General features: G+C 69.3%; 16 protein-coding genes. 1 reads left to right on the top strand and 15 read right to left on the bottom strand.

Annotated features, from left to right (window positions below; translation table 11 throughout):
• Positions 1-438: 438 nt before the first annotated feature.
• Positions 439-1,755 carry an NCS2 family permease gene (locus tag RT456_RS14840; RefSeq protein WP_313347810.1) on the top strand — a complete coding sequence of 439 codons (1,317 nt, stop codon included), beginning with the start codon at positions 439-441 and terminating at the stop codon, positions 1,753-1,755.
• Positions 1,756-1,760: 5 nt separating this feature from the next.
• Here the strand turns inward: RT456_RS14840 and pncB are convergent, their stop codons facing one another.
• The 15 genes from pncB to RT456_RS14765 form a co-directional block, all read right to left on the bottom strand.
• A complete protein-coding gene (gene pncB, locus RT456_RS14835) occupies positions 1,761-2,945 on the bottom strand; it encodes a nicotinate phosphoribosyltransferase (protein ID WP_313347846.1) in 1,185 nt (394 codons plus the stop codon).
• A gap of 43 nt (positions 2,946-2,988) precedes the next feature.
• Positions 2,989-3,825, bottom strand: a complete 837-nt coding sequence (locus tag RT456_RS14830; RefSeq protein WP_313347809.1) for a glycosyltransferase family 2 protein — start codon at positions 3,823-3,825, stop codon at positions 2,989-2,991.
• The gene (locus RT456_RS14825) at positions 3,822-4,682 is read right to left on the bottom strand and encodes a glycosyltransferase (protein WP_313347808.1); all 861 of its coding nucleotides are present in this window, start codon (positions 4,680-4,682) and stop codon (positions 3,822-3,824) included. The genes RT456_RS14830 and RT456_RS14825 overlap by 4 nt, the downstream gene beginning before the upstream one ends.
• A gap of 72 nt (positions 4,683-4,754) precedes the next feature.
• Positions 4,755-6,959 carry a type II secretion system secretin GspD gene (gene gspD / locus RT456_RS14820; RefSeq protein WP_313347807.1) on the bottom strand — a complete coding sequence of 735 codons (2,205 nt, stop codon included), beginning with the start codon at positions 6,957-6,959 and terminating at the stop codon, positions 4,755-4,757.
• A gap of 9 nt (positions 6,960-6,968) precedes the next feature.
• A complete protein-coding gene (locus RT456_RS14815; protein ID WP_313347806.1) occupies positions 6,969-7,766 on the bottom strand; it encodes a hypothetical protein in 798 nt (265 codons plus the stop codon).
• Positions 7,756-8,478 (bottom strand): type II secretion system protein GspM, encoded by a 723-nt coding sequence (gene gspM / locus RT456_RS14810; RefSeq protein ID WP_313347845.1) that lies wholly within the window; start codon positions 8,476-8,478, stop codon positions 7,756-7,758. Before gspM ends, RT456_RS14815 begins: the two co-directional genes overlap by 11 nt.
• Positions 8,459-9,616: a PilN domain-containing protein gene (locus tag RT456_RS14805; protein ID WP_313347805.1), complete on the bottom strand. Its 1,158-nt coding sequence runs from the start codon at positions 9,614-9,616 to the stop codon at positions 8,459-8,461. The genes gspM and RT456_RS14805 overlap by 20 nt, the downstream gene beginning before the upstream one ends.
• Positions 9,613-10,476, bottom strand: coding sequence for a type II secretion system protein GspK (locus tag RT456_RS14800; protein WP_313347804.1), 864 nt, complete (start codon positions 10,474-10,476; stop codon positions 9,613-9,615). The genes RT456_RS14805 and RT456_RS14800 overlap by 4 nt, the downstream gene beginning before the upstream one ends.
• On the bottom strand, positions 10,473-11,108 hold the full coding sequence (locus RT456_RS14795; RefSeq protein ID WP_313347803.1) for a type II secretion system protein J: 636 nt from the start codon (positions 11,106-11,108) through the stop codon (positions 10,473-10,475). The genes RT456_RS14800 and RT456_RS14795 overlap by 4 nt, the downstream gene beginning before the upstream one ends.
• A complete protein-coding gene (locus tag RT456_RS14790) occupies positions 11,105-11,524 on the bottom strand; it encodes a prepilin-type N-terminal cleavage/methylation domain-containing protein (RefSeq protein WP_313347802.1) in 420 nt (139 codons plus the stop codon). Before RT456_RS14790 ends, RT456_RS14795 begins: the two co-directional genes overlap by 4 nt.
• The gene (locus RT456_RS14785) at positions 11,521-11,982 is read right to left on the bottom strand and encodes a GspH/FimT family pseudopilin (RefSeq protein WP_313347844.1); all 462 of its coding nucleotides are present in this window, start codon (positions 11,980-11,982) and stop codon (positions 11,521-11,523) included. The genes RT456_RS14790 and RT456_RS14785 overlap by 4 nt, the downstream gene beginning before the upstream one ends.
• A 51-nt stretch (positions 11,983-12,033) precedes the next feature.
• The gene (gene gspG / locus RT456_RS14780; protein ID WP_313347801.1) at positions 12,034-12,468 is read right to left on the bottom strand and encodes a type II secretion system major pseudopilin GspG; all 435 of its coding nucleotides are present in this window, start codon (positions 12,466-12,468) and stop codon (positions 12,034-12,036) included.
• Between the two features lie 43 nt (positions 12,469-12,511).
• Positions 12,512-13,732 (bottom strand): type II secretion system F family protein, encoded by a 1,221-nt coding sequence (locus tag RT456_RS14775; RefSeq protein ID WP_313347800.1) that lies wholly within the window; start codon positions 13,730-13,732, stop codon positions 12,512-12,514.
• 40 nt (positions 13,733-13,772) lie between these two features.
• Positions 13,773-15,506: a type II secretion system ATPase GspE gene (gspE, locus tag RT456_RS14770; RefSeq protein WP_313347799.1), complete on the bottom strand. Its 1,734-nt coding sequence runs from the start codon at positions 15,504-15,506 to the stop codon at positions 13,773-13,775.
• Between the two features lie 118 nt (positions 15,507-15,624).
• Entirely contained in the window at positions 15,625-17,478 is a 1,854-nt protein-coding gene (locus RT456_RS14765) for a S8 family peptidase (RefSeq protein WP_313347798.1), read from the bottom strand.
• Between the last annotated feature and the right edge of the window lie 35 nt (positions 17,479-17,513).

The following is a 17,513-nucleotide window of genomic DNA, read 5'->3' as shown; positions in this document are numbered from 1 at the left end:
TTTGTTGTTTGCGGGATGGGGAGGCCGGCGGGCAGTAGGTGCAGCCACGCAGGGCGTGGCTCTACGCGGCACGTCGGTTCCCGAACGACCGACGATGCACCACCCACACCCGGCAACGCATGGACATGATCGAAACCGATGTTGATCTTCCATGGCCACCGACCTTCTATCGAAGGGCCGGCGGGTGCGGGGGTACGGGACCGTAGAAAACATGGGCCGGGCGCATGCGCCCGGCGGGTTGGGCAGGACGCCCAACCCAGGCCTTGCCGTGTATGCAGGATTGCATACACGTGCAAGTTTTCTACGAGCCCCCATGGATGGGTTCACGGCGTGTCCCGTACCCCCGTACCCGGCGGCCCTACGCTCGCAATGGATCAGACCAATGCTCTTGCCGTAGCGTTTGATCCAAAGAGAAACCAAACCCCATGGACCAAACCCATGAAACTGTTTGAACGCCTGTTCCAGCTCCAGCAGCACGGCACCACCGTGCGGACCGAACTGCTGGCCGGGCTGACCACGTTCCTGACGATGTCCTACATCGTCTTCGTCAACCCGGACATCCTCTCCACCACCGGCATGGATGCCGGCGCGGTGTTCGTTGCTACGTGCCTGGCCGCCGCGCTGGGCTCGCTGGTGATGGCCTTTGCCGCCAATTTCCCGGTCGGCATGGCGCCCGGCATGGGATTGAACGCGTTCTTTGCGTTCACCGTGGTGGGCGCCGCGGGGCTGCCTTGGCAGCAGGCGTTGGCGGCGGTCTTCATTTCCGGACTGGTGTTCCTGGCACTGTCGCTGACCGGCGTGCGCGCCTGGCTGGTGGCGGGGATTCCCGCCTCGCTGCGCGCCGCGATCGTCGCCGGTATCGGCCTGTTCCTGGCCATCATCGCCCTGCAGAAGTCCGGCGTGATCATTGCCAACCCCGACACCCTGGTTGCGCTCGGGCCCCTCAACACTGCCCCGCCGCTGCTGGCGCTGGCCGGCTTCCTGCTGATCGCCATCCTTGAGGCACGGCGTGTGCGCGGCGCCATCCTGATCGGCATCCTGGCCGTCACCGGCGCGGCCTGGCTGCTCGGCGACGTCCAATACCACGGCGTCATTTCCCTGCCGCCCAGCCTGGCCCCGACCTTCCTGCAGCTGGACCTGCCCGGCCTGCTGCACCACGACGGCGGTGCGCCCATCGCCGTGCTGCTGCAGGTCGTGCTGGTGTTCGTGCTGGTCGAAGTGTTCGACGCCACCGGCACCCTGTATGGCGTGGTGGGTCGCGCCGGACTGCTCAAGCTTCCCGGCGCGCAGAAGCGCTTCGGACGTGCCCTGCTGGCCGACAGCACCGCCATCGTGGCCGGCTCCCTGCTCGGTACCAGCAGCACTACCGCCTTCGCCGAAAGCGCGTCGGGCGTGCAGGCCGGCGGCCGCACCGGACTGACCGCGCTGGTCGTGGCCGCCCTGTTCCTGGCCGCGTTGCTGTTCTCACCGCTCGCCGCCATGGTGCCGGGCTACGCCACCGCGCCGGCGCTGCTGTTCGTGGCCGGATTGATGCTGCGTGAGCTGGTGGATGTGGAGTGGAACGACCTGACCGAATCGGTGCCGGCCGCCCTGTGCGCACTGGCGATGCCGTTTACCTATTCGATTGCGAATGGGCTGGCGTTTGGATTCATCGCCTATGCCGTGCTCAAGGCCGGAACCGGGCGCTGGCGTGAGGTGCACCCGGCGGTGTGGCTGGTGGCCGGGCTGTTCGTTGCGCGGTATGCGTTGGAATAACGCGGTTACTCCGGCGGCAGCTCGAATACCTGGCGCAGGTAGGCCAGGTAACCCGGGTCGTCGCACATGCTCTTGCCCGGCGAATCACTGAGCTTGGCCACCGGCTGGCCGTTGCAGCGGACCATCTTGATGACGATGTTGAGCGGCGTCGGGCCCAGGTCGTTGGTGAGGTGCGTGCCGACACCGAACGCGACCTGGCAGCGGCCGCGGAAGTAATCGAACAGGCGCATGACCTTTTCGATGTTCAACCCGTCGCTGAACACCAGCACCTTGCTGCGCGGATCCACGCGGCGTTCCTGGAAGTGGGCCAGCATGCGGTCGCCCCAGCTGAACGGGTCTCCGGAATCGTGGCGCACGCCGTCGAACAGCTTGCAGAAGTACATGTCGAAGTCACGCAGGAAGGCGTCCAGGCCGACCACGTCCGACAGCGCGATGCCGAGGTCGCCGCGATACTCGCGCGCCCACGATTCCAGCGCCGCCACCTGCGAATCACGCAGCCGCGGCCCCAGCGCCTGGAAGGCCTGCAGGTATTCGTGGGCCATGGTGCCGTGCGGGGTCATCCCGTAGAGACGCGCGAAATGCACGTTGCTGGTGCCCACGAACTGCGCACCCAGCGCGTCGCGCATCATCGGCAGCATGCGTGCGTGCCATTCGCGCGAGTAGCGGCGGCGACTGCCGTAGTCGGCAATCCGGCACAGCTCGAAACCCGGGGTATCGCGCAGCAGCGCGGTCTTGGCCTGCAGGCGGCGCTCGCCTTCGGCGAAGTCGGCCTCGCTGGTGTTGCGGAACCAGACCTCGTTGATGATCGCCAGCAACGGGACTTCAAACAGGATGGTGTGCAGCCACGGACCGGTGATGTCCAGATCGATCTCGCCGGGCACGGTCTGCGACGGGCGCAGGTTGATGTACTTGCGATCGAGGTGGAAAAGACCGAGGAAGTCGGCGAAGTCCGGCTTCACGAAGCGCAGCCCGCGCATGTAGGCGAGCTCTTCGTCGGTGAAGCGCAGCGTGCAGAGATGATCGATCTCCGCGTTGATCTGCGCGATGAACTGCGCCAGGTCGATGCCCGTCGTGCGGCATTTGAACCGGTACTGGACCTGCGCGCCGGGGTGCTGGTGCAGCACCGCCTGCATCATCGTGAACTTGTACAGGTCGGTGTCGAGCAGGGATTGGATGATCATGTCGGGGATTATGCGCCTGCCTGCATGTACCCACCAACGGTGGGTACGGATTTCACCGGCTGCGCAACAACCGCGGAATCTGCGCAACCGCATGCGCCCAGATCGCGCCCCACACCGCCCCCTGCACCAGCACGTTGCGCTGGCGTGCCTCGAATTTGCGGAAGTAGCGCCACAGCCCACGGTGCTTGTGCCATTCCACGAAGAACGGGCGCGACCGGCTGGATACCCCCCGCACGTGCACCACCCGCAGGTCGTTGGCGATGGCCACCACGGCACCGGCCTCGCGCGCGCGCCGGCACAGGTCCAGATCCTCGGCGTGCAGGCGGTAGCCGGCATCCCAGCCGCCGATGCGCTCGAACAGCGCGCGGGGCATCAGCAGCAGCGCGCCGGACAGCGCCGGCACCGTCTGCAGCGCCTGCGCCGGATCGGCCGGAATGGCCAGGCGCGCGCCCTGCCCCGGCCGGCGCAGCATGGCGGCAAAGTCCGGGTCGCGGCGGCGCACCGCGGCATCCGGCTGGCCCTGCTCGTCCACCTGCTCCACGCCCAGCACGCAGTCGCCCAGCGCCTCACCGCGCACGCGCAGCTGGGCCAGGGTGTCCGGAGCGACCATCAGGTCCGGATTGATGAAGGCCAGCCAGGGCGCGTGGCTGTCGGCCACGCCCTGGTTGTTGGCGGCGGCGAACCCGGGGTTGTCCGGGTTGGCGATGAAACGCACGCGGGGATCGGCAGTGGCGTGGCGCTGCACGATGTCCAGCGTGCCGTCGTCGGAGGCGTTGTCGACCACGCGGATTTCGGCGACGTCGGTGGCGGCGCGCAACCGCGCCAGGCAGTCGTCCAGGGTGCTGGCGCTCTGGTAGCTGACGATCACAACGGCAATGCAGGGATTCAAACGGACGACTCCGGGGCGGGTGCGGCGGGCGATCCGAACAGATCGCCCTGGGAACGCGGCATTATCGCCTGCCGGTGCAGGCCCTGCAGGGCTTCCCTGGCCTGGAGCAACGGGTCACCCATCAGGAAGCTGGCCAGCCGCGGCTGCCAGGACGGCCAACGGGTGGCCAGCGCGTCCATGTCGCCCTCCTGTGCCTGCGACTCCCCGCCGCGCGCAACGAACGCGGTTTCGCACAGCGCATTGCGCCAGCCCAGGCCGGCCATGCGCAGGCTCAAGTCGATCAGTGCGGCATTCCACGAGGCATAGCTGTGCATGTCCAGGCCGCCGGCCTTGTGCCGTGCGTTGGCCCGCAGCAATACCGCATGGGTCACCGCCGACGGCAGCTCCGGGTGCAGCGCGGGCAGTGCGGCGCAGGCCTGGGCGAGTGCCTGCAGGTCGTCGGGCGCCGGGTTGATCTCCCCCAGTCGCGGCCACGCCGCCGTTTCGCCGGCATTGCACCACGGCGTGGCCGAGCCGATCGACGCGTCACGCGCGAAGCAGGCATCCAGTTGCTGCAGCCAGCCCGGTGCGGGCACCGCATCGGGAGCGAGCACGACCACGTCGCTGCCTGCACAGGCACGCAGCATTTCATCCAGGTGGGCCACCTCGCCGATCGCGCGTGCGCGGCGGGTGTACTCGGCACGCAGGGGCGTGTTGGCCAGCCAGTGTTCGATCACCGCCTGCGCGCGCGGACCGGCCTGGCAGTCGTCGGCCAGCCATGCCGGCGTACCGGCCGGCGTAGCGGCATCGAGCGCGGCAAGGCAACGGTCCAGGGCGCTGTCATCGACCCCGATCGGCAGCAACACGATCGTCCCCATCCGTCCCCCTGTGCGCGGCCACCTGACCGCAGCGTAGCAGGCGCGGCCACCTGCGTGGCGGCCGCAGGTGGCTCAGCGCCGCGGACGCGGCGCCGGGAACGGCTCCATCGCACGGAAGCGGTTGCTGTATTCATCGGTCAGATTGCGCGACTCCTGCGCGTTGCGCACGATGGTCGGGGTCAGCAGCACGATCACTTCCGAGCGCCCGGTGTTCTGGGTCTTCTTGCCGAACAGTGCGCCGATCACCGGGATCCGGCTCAGGCCGGGCACGCCGTTGGCGCCGTCTTCCTCCGAGTTGGTGATCAACCCGGCCAGCATGATGGTGTCGCCGCTCTGCACGGCCGCTTCGGTGGAGATCTTGCGCGTGTTGATCGGCGGGTTGCAGGTGGTGCGGGTCGGATCGCAGCCGGCGGGGATCGCGCCGGCCGAGCTGACTTCCTGCACGATGTCCAGGAACACCACCCCATCGCGGGTGATGCGCGGGCGCACCTTGAGGATCACGCCGGTGTCCAGGTACTGCACCTGGCTGTAGGTGTTGTCGCCACCCACGCCGGTGTTCACCGACACCGAGTTGATCGGAATCTGGGTGCCGACGTTGAGGGTCGCTTCGGCGTTGTTGCGCACGAAGATCGACGGCGTCTGGAGCAGGCGCAGGTTGCTGACCTTGTCCAGCGCGGTGACCACCGCAGCCGCATTCTTGCCGAGGAAGGTCCAGCCCACGCCGCCGTCACCGACCACGCCGGAGATGCTGCCCCAGATCGAGCGCCCGAGCGCACTGGGCAGATCGATGCCGCTCTCGGTCTTGCCGGTGGCCACGGCCTGTTCGAAGAACCAGTTCACGCCATAGCTGAGGTCGCCGGTCAGCGAGACCTCGGCCACCTGCGCTTCGATATGCACCTGCATGGGCATCACGTCGAGCTTCTCGATCACTTCGCGGATCGACCGCCAGGCCTGCGGGGTGGAGCGCACCAGCAGCGTGTTGGTTTCTTCCACCGCCGACACGCCGACCGTATCGCCCTGCACTTCCAGGTTGAAACTGGCGTTGCCGGACTGGCGCTGCGGCAGGCTCATGGTGCCGTCGCCCATGCCGCCGGTACGGTTGGTGCCGCCGCTGCTGCCGTTGGTGTTGAGGCTGTTGCCACTGGTGCCGTCGCGGCTGCCCAGCTCCTGCACGGCGGCGCCCGGCGCCAGCGAGCCGCCGCCACCGCGACCACTGCGGCCGTTTTCGCTGGCGAAGGCTTCGGCCAGGCGCTCGGCCAGGTCCTTGGCCTTCACGTAGCGCAGCTCATAGGAAAACAGGCGGGCGCTGCCACCGGCGGTGTCGATGCGCTCCAGCCACTGCTGGATCTGGTCGAGGTAGCGCGCCTGCGGGGTGATCACCAGCACGGCGTTGGCGTTCTCCAGCGGCAGGAAGCGGAACATGCCTGCGCTGGGGGTCTTGCTCTCCTCGCCGAACACCTTCTCCAGATCGGCCGCAACCTGCTCGGCCTTGCCGGTCTGGATCGGGAACACGCCGACGGACATGCCCGACAGCCAGTCCACGTCGAAGATCTCCACGGTGCGCAGGTAATTTTCCAGCTCGCTGCGGGTGCCGCCCAGGGTGATGACGTTGCGGCCGCTGTCGACGTTGACGATCGCATTGGGGCGCGCGTACGGCTCCAGCACCTTCTTCATCTCGGTGGCCGAGATGTACTGCAGCGGGACCACGCGCACCTCGAAGCCGCGTGCGCTGGCCGCCGGGGCGGTGCTGGGCGCGACGGTGCCGGCCAGCGCCTGGTCGGCGGCGACGATGTTGTAGCGGCCGCCGCTGTAGACCATGCGTGCGTTGTTCCACCCCAGCACCATCTCCAGCAGGTTCAGCGCCTGCGCGGATGACACCGGCTTGGGTGTGGCCAGGGTCACCGTGCCCTGCACGCCCGGCGCGATCACATAGTTCTGGCCGAGCATGTCGCCCAGGATCGCCTTGACCACTGCGTGCACCGACTCGCCTTCGAAGTTGAAGGTGGCGGTGCCGTTGCTGGCCTGCGACAGCGACGGCGCGGCGGCGGCGGCCGCGCTGCGGTTGATCATGGTGCCGGTGCCACGGCGGATCACCGCCTGCGGCGTGCCCTCGGCACCCAGCGGCTGCGCCTCCACGCCGTCGCGCGAGCCGTCACCCGCCACGACCTGGTGCGAACCATCAAGGACCGCGTCGCGGCGGACTTCCGGACCGGGCACGGTGGCGCAACCCGCAAGGAGGGCAACGGCGAAGGACAGGGAGAAAAGACGCAATGTCATGCTTTCACTCTATTTGGTTTGGCCGGAGCCGCCGGGCGGCGACTGCGACTGTTGCTGTTGCTGCAATTGCTGGCGGCGCGCCTGGATGCGGGCGCGGATGGCTTGCATCTGTTCTTCGCTGGGCCCCTGCGCGGGCGCGTTCTGCGCGGCCGGCGTGGGCACCGGCGGCACCGCTGCAGGCGGCGGCATGGTGGGCGCCCGCGCCGTCGCCTGTGCGGCTTGCCCGCCCGTGCCCGGGGGCGGCGGCAACGGGGCGCGCACGCCCGGCGCCTGCGGCCCGCCTTGGGTGGCCGTGCCCAGCACCGTTGGCGGCTCGCCGCCTTGGCCGCTGAAGGTCACCAGCTCCAGGGTCTGGGTGCCGCCCGGGCCGGTCACCGTGGCGCTGCGCGGTTCCAGTGCCAGCAACTGCCAGCCGTTCACCGCATCGCCGTTGAGGCGCAGCCGCAGCGACTGTTTCTGGTCGGTGGTGAGGATGGCCATGCCGAACTCGGTGGTCAGCAGCACCCCGGTCAGCGTGACCGCGCTGGACGCGCTGCCCGGTTCAGCGCCCCCGAGCAGGTAGGGGCGCGGCTTGCGGTCTTCGGCGAACAGCGGGCGCGCGCCGATGTCGGCGTAGGCGGCCGCCGAGGCGATGCGTTCCGGTGCGGCCGGTGCCAGCGCGGGCAGCGGCGGCGTAGTGCGGTCGCCGGCATCGAGCGGAGCGATGCGTCCGCCCGCGCCCAGCAGCGTGGCGATCCACACCGCGGCAGCCCACACCGCCACGCCGCCGAGCCACCAGCTGCGCAGGGGAGCCAGTTCAATCTTCAAGGGTGCCCTCCTCGACCGGTGCGGCAACGCCCGGATCGGCAGGCGCGGCCATGGCCGACCCTACCGGCTCGAGACCCGCCGGGGCGGCGTCCATCATCGGCGCCGCAGGCGCTGCGGTGGTGTCGCTGGCCGCACCCGGCTTGAGGTACCCGACCAGCTCGAAGGACACGTCCAGGCCGGTACCGCTCTCGTTGGGCGAGGCCTGGAAGCGCTGCGCCAGCAGGTTGAGGTTGTCGACGAACAGGCGCGGGCTGCCGGTCTCCAGCGTGTGCAGCACCGCCGCCATTTCCGGTACGCCACAGCGCAGCCGCACCTGCAGTGCCACGCGCGGGAACTGCGCGTCGCGTGCGGTGTCGGTCAACGGCGAGCGGTTGCTGATGGTGCAGCTGCGATTGCCCGGGCTGGCCGACGCCACCGCGTCCTGCAACCGCGTGGACAACGCGGCGGCGGCGGACTCGGCGGTGGGCTCGCGCAGGAAACCCGGGCGCCCATCCAGCGCGCCCAGCACGTCCTGCAGGCGCTGCTGCACCTGACGGCGCTGCTGCAGCTGCGCCTGGACGCGCTGGTCGCGTTCCTGCAGCTCGGCAATGCCCTGGTTGATATCCAGCAGCGGCCGGGTGAACCACGGATGCACGAGCAGCAGGTAGGCCACGGCGATGGCCGCCAGCAGCAATGCCAGCGCCAGCCAGCGGTCACGGCGCGTCGGGGGCATTGCCATGGGCAACCTCCTTGGCGGGCGCGGCGGCGGCCGGGGCACCGGGCAACGGCTGCAGCTCGGCAGTCAGCGTGAAGCGATCGCGACCGGCGGCACCGCCATCGGCCTGCAGCACGCCGGTCAGGTTGACCTTGCGCCACAGCGGCGAATCCTGCAGCAGCGACACCAGCTGCGAGGCCTCACGACTGAGCCCGATCAGCTGCAGCGTGTTGCCTTCCACCGAAAGTTTTTCCAGGTACGTGCCGTCGGGCAGCAGCCGGGTCAGTTCGTTCCACAGCTCCACGGTGCTGGCGTGCGCGCCGCGCTTGCCTTCCAGGAACGCAGCGCCGTCCACCATGTCCTGCAGCTGCTGGCGCTGCGCGGCCACGCGGCGCGCATCGTGTGCGGCGCTGTCGACCTGCCCGCGCAGGCGGTCGGCGGCGGCCTGGCGGTTGTCCAGCAGCTGGTGGCCCGCCAACGCGAGCAGCACCAGCGTGGCGCAGCCCAGCAGCAGGTTCCAGCGACGCATCGGATCGTGGGTGACGCGGCGTTGGGTGGGCGGCAGCAGGTTGACGCCCAGCGGCTGCCCATGGCCGTCGTCGGCATCCACGCCCGCCAGCTGCTGCGACCACGATCCGGCCTGCTGCGCCCACTGCTCCAGCGCCTGGCGCGGAATGACCACCAGTTCGACCTGCAGCTGGCCGTCGGGCAGCGTGTCCAGTTCGCGCACGTCGTAATGGACCTGGCTGGCCTCGAACGGGGTCTGCCGGTCGATCTCGAACCCCACCACGTCCCGCAGCCGGGGCGCGGCCGCAGCGGGCAGCCGCAGTGGGCGGCGCAGCACGGCCGAGGCGGGCAGCACCCAATGCCGCGGCAGGCGGCGCAGACGCGCCTCGAGCACGGCATCCAGGTCCGACGGCGCGGTGGGCCACGGCAGTTCCGCAATCGCCTGCACCTGCGCGGCGGTGTCGCGGCGCAGCACCAGTTGTTCGGCATGCCGCGACAGCAGCAGCCGCGAGCGCGACCAGCCCATCGCCCATTGCCAGCGTACCGGCAGCCAGGCCAGCAGCGAACGCCGCCACCAGCGCAGGCCATCGCCCACGCCCGGCGCGAGCCGTCCCTTTGCCTGCACCAGACTGTCCCGCCATGCCGTCATCGTGCTGCCATTCCCTGTTCCCAGCGAAGTACCGTGTAAGTCGTTCCCGGCGTGCCCGCCGCGCCCATGCGCACTACGGCATGCAGCACCGAGATCCGTCCGCGTTCATCCATTGCGCGGCTCTCGATACTATAGGTGCCGCTGCCGCTGGCAAGCGTTCCACCGGTCACGTTTCCATCCTCAGCGGCCTCGGCGCGTTCGCGCTCGGCCAGCAGGCGTTCGGCATCCAGCCCGAGCGCGGTGAGTACCGGCCCGGCCGCAAAACGCGGATCGGGGCGCGACTGCCGACTGTACAGGGTCAGCATGGGTTCGAGGCGTTCATACAACGCTGCGTCCATGCCCAGCACGCGCTGCAGTTCGCCCAGCGTTTCGAAGCGTCCGTTGCGCGCGCCATACGGCAGGCCGGCTGCCACGTAGTCCGGCGTCTCGGCACCGCCCCCCGGCTGGGTGAGGCTGTCGGCATCGCGCCAGTCGGCGATCGCCCCGGCGAGCTGTCGCGCACGGCCCGGTTCAACGCCCATGGCGCGAAGGAACGCGTCCAGCAGCGCGGTATCGGCGAGGTTGAGGTTGATCTTGCCGTTCTCGTCGATGATGCGCAGGTCGATGCGGCGCGTGTCGAACTGCCATCGGTAGCGACGCCCGTCCGGCAACCACGGCGGTTGCAATGCGTTGGGCTGCAGCCGGTGCAGCGCGTACTCGAGCCCGGCGCGTGCGTGCTCCTGGCCGATGGCATCGTCAGCGATCACCCGCTGCTGCAGGTGCTCGATGCGCGCGCTCAGCGCGAACGCGCCCACCACGGCGGTGAGCAGGGCGATCAGCCACAGCACCAGGACCAGCGCCGCACCACGCGGACGGCTCACGAACGCGCCCCGCGCGACTGGGTCAGGGCGGCCACCATCGGCGGCCAGGCAACGCCCTGCTGCGGGGTGATGCGGATCTCCACCAGCGTGGGCAGCCGCCGCGTATCGTCCCAGCGCGTCTGCCAGTCGCCCAGCTGACCGCTGCGCGGGTCCACCCCACGGTAGCGGAACGCCACCTCGCGCAGATCGTCGGCAAGCAGTTCGGGGGCGCGCGGCGGTGTCTCGTCGATGCGTTCGCCGTTCTGCACGAGCGTCAGCGCGACCTCCAGGCGCAGCGTTGCACCCCTGCGCTGCACCTGCAGCTCATGCACGTACGGGCCGCCGCGACCGAGGTAGCCGGGCAGTTCCGACACGAACAGCATGCGCTGCGGTTCGCCCAGGAAGTGCACCGGTTCGCGGGTGGGATCCGGTGGCTGAGTAGCCGTCGGCAGGGCCATCGTCAGCCGCCGGCGCAGGAACCCTTCCACCGCACGCATGCGTTCGTTCTGCGCGGCCACGCGTTCGCCGCGCTGGGCGATGTTCATGGCCGAGCGCACCGTCGCGAAGGCCAGCGCGAGGCCGCCGACCAGCAGCACGGTGGCCAGCAGGACTTCGATCAGGGTGAAACCGCGCGCGCGCTGCGGGTGCGTCATCGTGTCGTCCCCGCCGCGCTGTCCGGCACCAGACGCAGGCTGCGCCACTGCAGGCGCTCGCCCTCGCGCTCGCCCCAGGACACCCGCAGGGTGAGCTGGGCCAGGGTCGGGCCGCTGCTGACGGCGGCCGGTGCCAGCGCGGTGGCGCGCGGCTCCACATAGGGCTCCACCTGCAGGTCCCAGCGGTAGCGGCCGTCCTCCCAGTCGCCCTGTTCGTGGCCGACCTGCAGCGGCGCATCCACCCCCGTGGCGGCGAGCAGCGACTGCGCGTGCAGGACCGCGCGCGTGCGCAGGTCGGCGTTGTGCACCTGCCGCGAGGCACCGGACAGGCTGCCCAACAGCAGGGTCAGCGCCAGCGCCAGCAGCGCGAACGCGACAATCACTTCCAGCAGCGAATAGCCGCGCTGTGTCCTCATGGCGCGCCCCGCACGGGACCCGACCGCACCTCGCCCGTCACCCAACCCACATCGATGCGCCACAGCGCATCGCGCACGCTCAGCTCGATGGTGCCGCCACTGGAGCCACCGTCCGGATGGAATGCGATGCCGCCCTGCCCCGGTGCGTTGGCGACCTGGCCGGCGCCGTGGAAACGGACGTCCAGCGAGCCGGGCAGGCTGCCATGGCGGCCGTTGGCGCCCTGCCAGGTGCGCGCGCGCGGATCGATCAGGAAGCGCTGGCGTTCGCCGGTGGCAATGGCCTGGGTGCGCGTGTAGCGCAGCTGGCTGGCCACTTCCTTGCCGGCGCTGCGCAGGCGCATGCCATCGATGCCACCGTTCATCGCGGTGGCGGTGATGAGCCCGATGATCGCGATCAGCGCGACCACCAGCAGCATTTCCAGCAGCGACACGCCACGCATGGCGTGCCGTCGCGGCATGGCGCGGGGCGACGGGATGCGGCACGGCGCGGCGGACGGACTCACGCGCGGTTACTCGTACTTGATGTCCGCGTCGTAGCTGCTGCCTCCGACCTTGCCGTCCTTGCCCAGGCTGATCAGGTCGAATGGCTGGCCTTCGCCCGGCGCACGGTACTCCAGCGCGTGGCCCCACGGATCATTCAGGTCGGGCGCCTTGGCATACGGGCCGAGCCAGCCGCTGGCGCCGCCGGGCTGGGTCACCAGGTCGTCGAGCTTGGCGGGCAGCTTGCCGGTGTCGAGCTGGTAGTTCTCGATCTTGCCGGCCATGGTCTGGACCTGGGCCTTGGCGATGTTGGCCTTGCCGCGGTCGGCACCGCCGAGCACGCGGCTGCCGACCAGGGTGAGCACCGCGCCGATCAGCACGATGACGATGATGATTTCCAGCAGGCTCATGCCGGCCTGGTGGCGGCGCGAGGACAGGCGGACCATTTTGCGACGGTGGATCATGGAAGCTCCTTGCAACATGTCGGGACTACGTGCGCCACGGCGGTCAGCCGATGGCATTGGTCAGGTCATACAGCGGGACCAGTACCGCAACGATCACCAGGCCGACCACCGAGGCCAGCACCAGGGTGATCACCGGTACCAGCGCGGACAGCAGGCGATCGATCGCGCGCGCGGTTTCCTGTTCGAAGGTATCGGCCGTCTTGAGCAGCATGGTATCGAGCGCGCCCGACTCCTCGCCGACCTGGATCATCTGCAGCGCCAGCCGCGGGAAGCGCTTGCCGCGTGCGAGCGACGCGGACAGGCCGTTGCCGTTCTTGACCTCGTCGCTGGCCGCATCAACATCGGCGGCCAGCGCGCGGTTTCCGAGCACGTTGCGGGCGATGCCCAGCCCGGCCAGCAGCGGCACGCCGTTGCGCAGCAGGGTGCCCAGCGTGCGGGCCAGCCGCGCGGTTTCCAGCTTGGCCACCAGCCCGCCGATGCCCTTGCGCTGCAGCAGCCAGCCGTCCACCGCCAGGCGGAACGCGGGCTGGCGCAGCTTGCGCTCGATCACCAGCACGGCCACGGCCGGCACCACGATCATCGCCAGCCAGCCCTCGCGCACGATCAGGCCGGCACTGAGCACCCACTGGGTGAACCACGGCAGCGCCACATCCAGGCTTTCGTACATCAGCGCGAACTGCGGCACCACGTAGCCAAGCAGGAACATCAGCGCACCGCCCACCACCGCCAGCAGGATGGCCGGATAGATCAACGCGTTGATGACCCGGCCCTTCAGCTCGCGGCTGCGCTCCAGGTAATCGGCCAGCCGCTGCAGGGTGTCATGCAGGCTGCCGCCGGCCTCGCCGGCGCGCACCATGTTGATGTACAGGCGCGAGAACAGCCCGTGCTGGCGCTCGAGTGCGGTGGACAGCGCGGCGCCGCCCCGCACCACGTCGCGGATGTCGGTGATCACCCGGCGGCTGCGTTCGTCCTCGGGCAGTTCCAGCAGAATGGTCAGCGCGCGGTCCAGCGGCTGCCCGGCGCCCAGCAGGGTCGCCAGCTGCTGGGTGAACTGCACCAGCGCGCCACCATCGAACGGCTTGCGCCGCAGCAGTGCGGCCCAGGAGGTGCGGCCGCCGCTGCCGTCGCTGGCCAGCCGCGCCTCCATCGGCATGTGGCCCTGGTCCTGCAGGCGCGCGGCAACGTCGGCTTCGCTGGCGGCCTCCATCTGGCCGTCGAACAGTTCGCCGTGCGTGTTGAGCGCCTTGTAGCGGTACAGCGGCATGCTCAGGGGCCTGCCTTGACGGGTGCCGGGGTGGCAGGCATCAGCTGTCCTCCGTCACGCGCAGCACTTCTTCGATGGTGGTGTGGCCCTGCAGCGCCTTGCTCAGGCCGTCTTCGTACATGGTGCGCATGCCGGCGGCGCGTGCGATCTGCTCCACTTCACCCATGCCGGCGCGACGCATCACCGCACGCCGCAGTTCGTCGTTCATCACCAGGAATTCCATGATGGTGGTGCGCCCCAGGTAGCCGGTCGGGGCCAGCGCGGACGGCTGCGCGCGATACAGGAAAATATCGCCCTGCGGCTGCAGGCGACGCAGCCCGAACTTCTCTATCTCCTCCGGCGAGGCCGGATAGCGCAGCGCATGCTGCGGCTCCAGCCGGCGTACCAGGCGCTGGGCCAGGATGCCGTTGATGGTGGAGGTCAGCAGGTAGTCCTCCACGCCCATGTCGAGCAGGCGGGTGATGCCACCGGCGGCGTTGTTGGTGTGCAGGGTGGACAGCACCAGGTGGCCGGTCAATGCCGACTGGATCGCGATGCGGGCGGTCTCCAGGTCGCGCATTTCGCCGATCATGATGATGTCCGGATCCTGGCGCACGATGCTGCGCAGCGCATTGGCGAAATCCAGCCCGATCTGCGGCTTGGCCTGGATCTGGTTGATGCCTTCGATCTGGTACTCGACCGGATCCTCGACGGTGATGATCTTGACGTCGGCGGTGTTGAGCTGGCTCAACGCGGTGTAGAGCGTGGTGGTCTTGCCCGAACCGGTGGGGCCGGTGACCAGCAGGATGCCGTGTGGCTGCTCCAGTACCTTGCGGAACTGTGGCAGGAAGGCATCGGTGAAGCCCAGGCGGTGGAAATCGAACACCACGGTGTCGCGATCGAGCAGGCGCATGACCACGCTTTCGCCGTGTGCGGTCGGCACGGTGCTCACGCGCAGGTCCAGTTCCTTTCCCTGTACCCGCAGCATGATGCGGCCGTCCTGCGGCAGCCGGCGCTCGGCGATGTTGAGCCGCGCCATGATCTTGATGCGGCTGATCACCGCCGCCGTGAGGTTGACCGGCGGGCTTTCGCCTTCGATCAGCACGCCATCGACGCGGTAGCGCACCTTGAGCCGGTTTTCGAACGGCTCGATGTGGATGTCCGAGGCGCGCAGTTCGACCGCACGCTGGATGACCAGGTTGACCAGGCGGATCACCGGCGCTTCGGAGGCCAGGTCACGCAGGTGTTCGATGTCGTCGACCACAGTGCCTTCGCCATCGGCGGTCTCGATGATGGCACCCATCGCGCTGCGGCCCTGGCCGAACCAGCGTTCGATGACGTCGTCGATCTCCGAACGCAGGCCCACGTGCAGGCGCAGCGGCACCGCCATGGCCAGCCGTACCGCATCGGCGGCATAGGGTTCCTGCGGATCGCTCAGCCACAGGTCGAGCACGCCGTCGTGCAGCGCCAGCGGACAGGCATGGAATTGTTTGAGGAAGCGCAGCGACAGCGGCAGCGCATCCATCAGGGATTCGGGCGGCGACTCGGCCACGGCCTTGCCTTCCAGCAGCGGCAGCGCCAGTACCTCGGCACAGGCCAGCGCATGGTCGCGTTCGGACACCAGGCCCAGCCGGACCAGCAATGGCAGCAGGCTGCCACCGGCTTCGCGATGCAATGGGCGTGCGCGGGCCAGGTCGGCGTCTTTCAGCCGGCCATTGCGCAGCAACAGCGCGATGATGCGGGACTCCGCATCCATTGAAGCTTCTTCAGCAAGATGGTGGGCTACCGCATTCACGAAAGCTCTCCTGGCGACCCGGAGACTTTAGCAGTTCGCCGTGGTGCTACATGCGGTCGCCGCAGACTGAAAACGGGAGCCCGTCACATGACGGGCTCCCGCAGGTACGCCCTGACCGTTACTGGACGGCCTGGATGCTCACGCCGCTGTACGCGGATTCACCCACCAGCTTGATGTAGTAGGTCCCCGCGGCCGGCGCGGTGAAGCGCACGGTTTCGCTGTTGCCCGGACGCGCGGACTTGGCATCGAAGTCCGTCGCAGACGGCTCGGCGCCGGCACTGACGTACACCGACACGTTGCCGCTGCCACCGTAGGTGAGGAAGCTCAGTACCTTGCCGGCACTCGCCTCGAAGCTGTACAGCGCTTCGCTGCCACCGGCGCCGCTCAGGCCGGCTACCGCCACGCGGTTGGTGAGCGCGGTCGCTTCCGGCGCGCAATCCACGGTGCACGGCTCTTCCAGGGCCTTGTCCAGCGCGGCCTTGGCGTCGACGATGCCACTGCCGATCGGCGTGGCCGCCGGGATGGTCACCGGGAAGGTGCGTGCGGTCTGCTTGAGCAGGGTTTCCAGCTGCGCCGGGGTCAGCGGGTCCTTGCCGGCCGAGGCCAGCGCGCCCTGCACCAGTGCGGCGACGCCGGCCACGTGCGGCGACGCCATCGAGGTACCGCCCATGCCCATGTAGCTGTAGGCGCCGGAGGTCGGGGTGGTCAGGCCGTTGTAGCCGGCCTGCCAGACGTAACCGCCCGGATTGCCGTCAACGCCGCCACCGCCGCCCGGGCCGGACAGGTCCACGGCCGGGCCGAAGTTGGAGTAGGAGGCGATCCCACCGGTGATGCGGGTGGCACCCACCGCCACCACGTTGGCGCAGCTGGCCGGACGGAAGTTGGCCGCGTTGCCGGCCGAGTTGCCGGCCGCCACCACCACGGTGGTGCCGCGCGACACCGCGCCGTTGATCGCATCCTGGTAGACCGCGTCGCACACGCCACCGCCGCCGAGGCTCATGTTGATCACTTCGGCCGGATTCGCGTTGGCCGGAACACCGGCGACGGTACCGCCCGAGGCCCAGGTGATCGCATCGGCGATGTCGGACAGGTAGCCGCCGCACTTGCCGAGCACGCGTACCGGCAGCACCTTCGCCTTGTAGGCGACGCCGGCCATGCCGACGCCGTTGTTGGTCGCTTCGGCGATGGTGCCCGAGACATGGGTGCCGTGCCAGGAGCTGTCTTCGGCCAGCGAGCCGGCGTAGCACTCGTTGTCGTTCTCTACCCAGTCGCCGTAATCCAGCGCGCCCGGTACGCGCGCGTCGGTGGCACGACGCGAGGTCTCCGCATCACTGATGAAGTCGTAGCCTTCCAGCAGGGTGCCGGCGGCGAAGTCCGGGTGTCCGGGCAGGATGCCGGTGTCGAGCACCGCCACCACCACGCCTTCGCCCTGGGCCACGTCCCACGCGGCCGGCGCGTTGACGCCACCGGTGGCGCTGCTGAGGTGCCACTGGTACTGCGCGTAATACGGGTCGTTCGGCACCAGCTGCGCGGTTTCCTTCGGACGAACGTCGGCGCGCTGCAGCTTGACGTCGGCTTCGGCGTACTGGACCGACGGATCGGCCTGGATCTCCTTGAGCACCTTCTGCAGTTCGGCCTGGCTGAGCTTGCCCTGCAGGCGGATCACGTCGGCCCCGGTGCCGAGGCGGCGCAGGTGCTGCGGACTGGCCGCCGCGGCGCGCGCGGCGGTCGTGCCCAGGCTGGCGCGCGATACCGCCGAGGTCACGGCGGCCAGCTTGGCCGAGCGGTCGGTGGCAGCGGCGGTGCCGGTGCGGTATTTGACGATGATGCGTTCGGAACCCTGTTGGGCGGTGGTGGCCTGGCGTGCGGGTTCCTTGACCGGCAAACCGGCGGCATAGGCGCTGGCGCCCACGGACAGCGACAACACGGCGGCTGCCAGCACGTTGATGCGAAGGTTCTGCTTTCTGGTCACGGTGTAATCCTCTTCAAGGTCATGGATCAAACGAC

This window comes from Stenotrophomonas sp., from assembly GCF_032099025.1.
Taxonomy (GTDB): Bacteria; Pseudomonadota; Gammaproteobacteria; order Xanthomonadales; family Xanthomonadaceae; genus Stenotrophomonas.
Note: the sequence above shows the minus strand (reverse complement) of the source record. Positions and strands in the feature narration are given on the sequence as shown.

What these genes read in the sequence shown, in the direction of transcription:
- RT456_RS14840 (WP_313347810.1), top strand. Translation starts at nt 439, where the DNA reads ATGAAACTGTTTGAACGCCTGTTCCAGCTCCAGCAGCACGGCACCACC.
- RT456_RS14825 (WP_313347808.1), bottom strand. Translation starts at nt 4,682, where the DNA reads ATGGGGACGATCGTGTTGCTGCCGATCGGGGTCGATGACAGCGCCCTG.
- gspD (WP_313347807.1), bottom strand. Translation starts at nt 6,959, where the DNA reads ATGACATTGCGTCTTTTCTCCCTGTCCTTCGCCGTTGCCCTCCTTGCG.
- gspM (WP_313347845.1), bottom strand. Translation starts at nt 8,478, where the DNA reads ATGCCCCCGACGCGCCGTGACCGCTGGCTGGCGCTGGCATTGCTGCTG.
- RT456_RS14805 (WP_313347805.1), bottom strand. Translation starts at nt 9,616, where the DNA reads ATGACGGCATGGCGGGACAGTCTGGTGCAGGCAAAGGGACGGCTCGCG.
- RT456_RS14795 (WP_313347803.1), bottom strand. Translation starts at nt 11,108, where the DNA reads ATGACGCACCCGCAGCGCGCGCGCGGTTTCACCCTGATCGAAGTCCTG.
- RT456_RS14790 (WP_313347802.1), bottom strand. Translation starts at nt 11,524, where the DNA reads ATGAGGACACAGCGCGGCTATTCGCTGCTGGAAGTGATTGTCGCGTTC.
- RT456_RS14785 (WP_313347844.1), bottom strand. Translation starts at nt 11,982, where the DNA reads ATGCCGCGACGGCACGCCATGCGTGGCGTGTCGCTGCTGGAAATGCTG.
- gspG (WP_313347801.1), bottom strand. Translation starts at nt 12,468, where the DNA reads ATGATCCACCGTCGCAAAATGGTCCGCCTGTCCTCGCGCCGCCACCAG.
- RT456_RS14775 (WP_313347800.1), bottom strand. Translation starts at nt 13,732, where the DNA reads ATGCCGCTGTACCGCTACAAGGCGCTCAACACGCACGGCGAACTGTTC.